This is a genomic window from Actinomycetota bacterium, from assembly GCA_018333515.1.
GTDB lineage: Bacteria > Actinomycetota > Aquicultoria > Aquicultorales > Aquicultoraceae > Aquicultor.
This window is the reverse complement of sequence record JAGXSZ010000029.1, coordinates 1-4,938: the sequence shown is the minus strand read 5'-3', so window position 1 is coordinate 4,938 and position 4,938 is coordinate 1. Positions and strand designations below refer to the sequence as shown.

5 protein-coding genes are annotated in these 4,938 nt (G+C 47.3%); all 5 read right to left on the bottom strand.

Annotated elements, in window-relative coordinates; translation table 11 throughout:
* A partial coding sequence (locus KGZ93_07085; GenBank protein MBS3909377.1) for a transposase occupies positions 1 to 207 on the bottom strand: 207 nt, incomplete at its 3' end.
* A gap of 60 nt (positions 208 to 267) precedes the next feature.
* Positions 268 to 1,968: a hypothetical protein gene (locus KGZ93_07080; GenBank protein MBS3909376.1), complete on the bottom strand. Its 1,701-nt coding sequence runs from the start codon at positions 1,966 to 1,968 to the stop codon at positions 268 to 270.
* 268 nt (positions 1,969 to 2,236) lie between these two features.
* Positions 2,237 to 2,938 (bottom strand): hypothetical protein, encoded by a 702-nt coding sequence (locus KGZ93_07075; protein MBS3909375.1) that lies wholly within the window; start codon positions 2,936 to 2,938, stop codon positions 2,237 to 2,239.
* 8 nt (positions 2,939 to 2,946) lie between these two features.
* The gene (locus KGZ93_07070; protein MBS3909374.1) at positions 2,947 to 3,717 is read right to left on the bottom strand and encodes a ParA family protein; all 771 of its coding nucleotides are present in this window, start codon (positions 3,715 to 3,717) and stop codon (positions 2,947 to 2,949) included.
* 11 nt (positions 3,718 to 3,728) lie between these two features.
* A complete protein-coding gene (locus tag KGZ93_07065) occupies positions 3,729 to 3,935 on the bottom strand; it encodes a hypothetical protein (GenBank protein MBS3909373.1) in 207 nt (68 codons plus the stop codon).
* Positions 3,936 to 4,938 lie beyond the last annotated feature (1,003 nt).

Sequence of the window (4,938 nt, the reverse complement as noted above, 5' to 3'; positions counted from 1 at the left end):
GCGTTGCCGTCGCCATTTGGTCAGATGAGACGAATACAGTCCTTCCCGGCGCAGCAAGGCGCCTGTCTCGCCTGCACCCTGGCTGCCATCCAGTTCCCGTAAGATGCGCAGTTTGTATTCGGCCGGGTACTGCCGGCGTTTTGCTTTGACCACCACTTCGGTATTCGGCATTTTCTCGCTGACCTTACCATTCGGTTCCTGAGACATGATTTTTTCTCCTCCGCCCTCAACACTAAATTATGGAGGGGAGTTGTCTCACTATTATAGTCACAGAGGGGTATCTTTATCTTTTAGGGAATCTTTAAAGCTTTTGAGAATCTTTAAAAGGGTCTCAAAACAATCATTGGCTTGTAGGTCGAGCGTCTCAAGACAATCATTGAGGATGCTCTTGAGAGTCTCAGAACAACCCTTGGTTAAATCTGAGAGTCTCAAAACAACCATTGGCTCCGTTTTGACAGTCTCACGCCAAGGGCGGGCAGACGCCAAACAATCATTGCCCAGGTAACTGATCCAAGAACCAAGTTCGTCCTGAACACAAAGACTTTCTGATTTCACAAAAAGAGACGAAGCAGCCTGTTGGATTGTTTGATGTTGTGACGTGAGAGGATCAACCCGCTGCACCTTGAATTTCCAACCGTAATTGCCCTCAGAATTGATCCGGTGATCGGTGCGTTCAACAAACAAGCTCAGCAAGTCTTGTAGTCGTTGCCGGCGAGAAAGTTCTTCAACCGTGCGTTCACTCAATTCGTCTTTCCGTTTCCCTCGCCCTATCCGGACAGGCAGCCAGTTCGCCACCACTCGCGGGTTGTTGATCCCTAACCGGTTTGCGATGGCTTGATATCCACCATCCATCCAGATTTCATCTCGGATTTCACCTGTCTCATCATTAAAGTAGCACAGATTGCGCAAAACCAGAACAAACATGGCAGCATCTGCTCCCAGCAAGGGCAACCAATGTTTCAGGAAGTACCAGGTGACCAGGATGAAATCTCCCTGTGTTACCAGGCGGTCAGCAAGCTGGTCCGCCAGGTTGCCAAGCTCTCCATCGAGCCGGTGCCCAACCAGTTCTCTTATGACATCCTGAACAGTCAGATGACGTGGAATCATTTTGCTGAAGTCTTCCGTAGGTCGTCGAACCGGGTATTGCAAGATATCCTTTGGATTTGCGCTGATAGCCAATTGCAACGCGGACTGGGGGGAATCTTGTATCCCATGATCAAGCAAAAAAGCCTTCAAGTCTTCAGCGTCCCCAGGTGTCAGCGGGGATTCGAATAGTTCATATTTATTGGAGGACTTTTTGGCCCTTCCTGAGCGCTTATCTACTTCATGATCGGTGTCAATTTTTCGTGTAAACCATCCCAGGCTGCTACCAGGTTGTAGTAAGCGAAAAAACTGGGCTCGGCTGATCCCAGCCCACTGACAAATCCGTTCAGCCCGAACGGATACTTTACAACTTCCTTTTCGCCCTTTTCCACCACTCGCCAGATAATATTCCTGCCACAATGCCATCACCAGGAAAATAACTTGCGAACCGACATACGGCAGCCAACGCAAGTTATATACCGGTAAGCGAACCACCCGCCCGGGTTCCAGTAGAATATTCCGGATAGAGCTATAGTGGATATCCAGATCAATGGGATTTTCCTCGTAATTTTCTTGATCTTGATTTTCTTCCTGAGCGAGATTATCCTCATCATCAACTTCCTGTTCACAGACCACAAAACGAACTTTAGCTTCTCTGTTTAAGACACCGGTAAGGAACCGTTGCAAGGTGGTGGTCAGTCGATCCGATAACCAATCCCGGCCATAAGCATTGATGCAGCCGATCACAAAAGTGTCATCTGAAAATTCCACCAGATGGGTTGGTTTCACCCAGGTGCTAAAAGTCGCGCGCGCCATATCCGATTCGAGGTTAGCGACGGCCGCTTGCCAGGCTTTTTCCGGTGAAAATTCAACAACTGCATTCATAAAAGAAATCCCTATCGATAAAAATACCAATTTCGAAAAAAGCAAAACAATGGCACAATTTCAGCTTTTTCCATAAGAATGGTGGTTATCCCATTTCCTCCAGGAAAGACCCCTCTATGGGCTTCCTGTTTATTCAACGTCAGCGGCTTTGTCTGCGTCAACGTCTGCGTCGTGTCAGCTCCACGTCTGCGGCACGTCAGCATGGACGCAGACGGAGTTCTCGGCTCGAAAAAATATTGGTAGATTTTCCAGGAAAGCAGGGAGGCCATCAACATCCTTCCTGAAACAAAGTCTTCCCAATAGTCTTGGGTGATGGTTGTAGGTGTAAGGTTCCATTCTGAGAAGCTTTCACACCTTCCATAACGAAGAACCAAACAACCTCTCCAACTGGCAAGGTGTGCTCCCTCGCAATAGTTCGAACGTCTTCCTTTAATAGAGCCGGGATTCGGAAAGTTACTCGCATCTCCCAATGGGGGATGGTATCTTGGCCTTTCATGGATTTTTTCTTTTTGGATGCCATTGATTTCTTTTCGGGAACAGGAAATGCTTCCGACAACCAATTCTGGTCTTTATTTTTTTGAGAAGGCAAAACAGGATTCCCTTGACCTCCCTCCGGAAACAGCGTCATCCGTTGGGCTTTGGGGTATGCAAAAAGACTGAGTTTTTCAGTTCGGCAAAGCTCTACTCCATACTCAAGGAACGCCCTGACAACTTCATCCCTGGGAACCGAAAGACGCTGAGCAATTTCAACAATCTGCTCCACAACTTGCCGTGGAATTCCCCGGTAGGTCACGGTTTCAAACCGATGAATCTGTTCCCACTTTCGCAATCTTTTCTTCTTGAGATCTGCTGTGGGGATTAAATCCAATGGTTGTCGTATGAGTATTGTGGAATCTTGCGGCTTATTTTCCTCACCATCAGTCAATGGAAGAGGATCACGTAAATCTGTGAATGCATCGCGCCTGGGCATCCTGACCTCTAATATTTCAATACAAGAGTTGCCAAAGACTTGTATTCTTCTGCAGCCCGCGTTTCCGGAGCGTACTCGAAAATAGTCTTTGCTTCCGACCAACATTCGCGCAAGACAGTCGCCCGATGTATCGGGGAAATTACTTTCTCTTTGAATGTCGCCTGTAGGTCCTGCATTGAATCGCGTGACTCGTTGGTACTATCAAAGAAGGTCGGTAAAATTCCCAACAATCCCCCCTTCCAGTTCTTCTTGTCTCTCAAGGTATGGATGGTCGTGACTGTTTTGGCTAACGAATCCAAAGACGCAAATTCAGTCGCGGTTGGAACGATCACCAGGTCTGCTGCCCAAATCGCACGTTCCTGCAAACCACCCACAGAAGGAGAGGTGTCAAAAATGATGTAGTCCAACCGGTCTTTCGTGAAAGTTTTGAGAAGGTCTTTAATGTAGGAGATCGGTTGATCTTGGACACCCAACATCATTTGCGCAGCAGAAGTCATTGAGTTGCCTGGAATCAATTGCAGTAAATCACGCCCGGTGTCTCGAATCCATTGGCGGACAAAGGTAATTTCACTTGGAGACTCTGGTTGAGTAGTCAGGAAATAATAGGTTCCCATCTGACTATCCATGCCCAGTTTGGTTGCACATTGCCCTTGAGGATCAAGGTCGATCATTAGAACTCGCTTATTTTTTAGAGTAAGGGCATGCGCCAGGTTTACTGCCGTGGTTGTCTTGCCTACCCCGCCTTTTTGATTGGAAATGGTGATGATCTTTGTGGTCATATGATTTCTCCTTAATCGATAAATTGCAACTGCGTTCGGCCTTCATGACCATGGACAGAAATGACATCATCTAGAGTTTGATAAACACCCATAGCATAAGGTTCCCTGAGCCATCGAATGACCGCCAAACCACTACTAAATACAGTTCCTTCTGCAACCTCGCCAGTACCTGAGACGCCGGTGAGGTCTTCAGCTCGAATTAAAACAAACCGGCGCATCTGACTATTTGAGGAAATTTGATTCGGTTTTTTGGTCATGGGCTTACCCTTTATGTCACTTCTGCATATTGAACGCCGGCTGCGATCACGGATTCTTGGCTTCTTCTGAATCACTTTGGAATTTGTCAGATCCATCAACAAACCATCTTTATAAGTAAGGCGGCATCCTGAGGTGATGTGTTCAAATACGATCCCTTCCGGCCAGGTTGATTTCTCGTCCCGGTTGAGGCGGATATCGATCATTCGAAACAACCTCCCAAAGAACATTCCCGGATCATCATCGACCCTGGTTGGATCCATAATGACTTTCCAAACGTAGCCTCGAAGTTCAACGGGGCTGTTTTTTTCTTGAGTAATAAAAAAATCTAAGTCTTTACCTGGCATCTTGAATGGCCTCCGAATCTTATAAAATAAGCCGGCAAACAGGTGCGCAAATAGACGGGCAGGGGAATAGGATTAGCCCTTACCTTATGCAGGCTTAATGAGATTGTGAAACACCCATGACTGGGGAATCAACAACTAATAGTGCGATGCGCCATTATTGAATCAGGGAGGACGCATCCCCCAAGAGAAAATAGATTTGAACCAATTGAATTGGAAAAAGGAATGAAGAAAAGCAAGAAAAAGTACTTGACGAACCCACGTAAAACAGATACTATACGAACATCGATTAGCTACCGCAGCGTGCCCGGCAAGCGTGGACCAGAGTTCGTCAGGTCGGCTGATTTGCAGAGCCCGCTGCACAAATGGCACGGATTCAGGATTTTGACTCATAACCCGGAGGTCAGTGGTTCGAATCCACTCCCCGCTACTAAGAGTAAACCAGAGTCCGTCGTCCTTTACAGGATGCTTCGCGAGGCTCTGGTTTTTTGATAGGCCGGCGCGCAGCGGTAGACATTTTTCCAAAACTGGAGGAATTTCTTACACGCCTGTGCACCTTTGGTGTGAACCGCAGTTCGCCGGGCTTGTCAATTGTAAAATCCATCGACGGCTTCCTAAAATT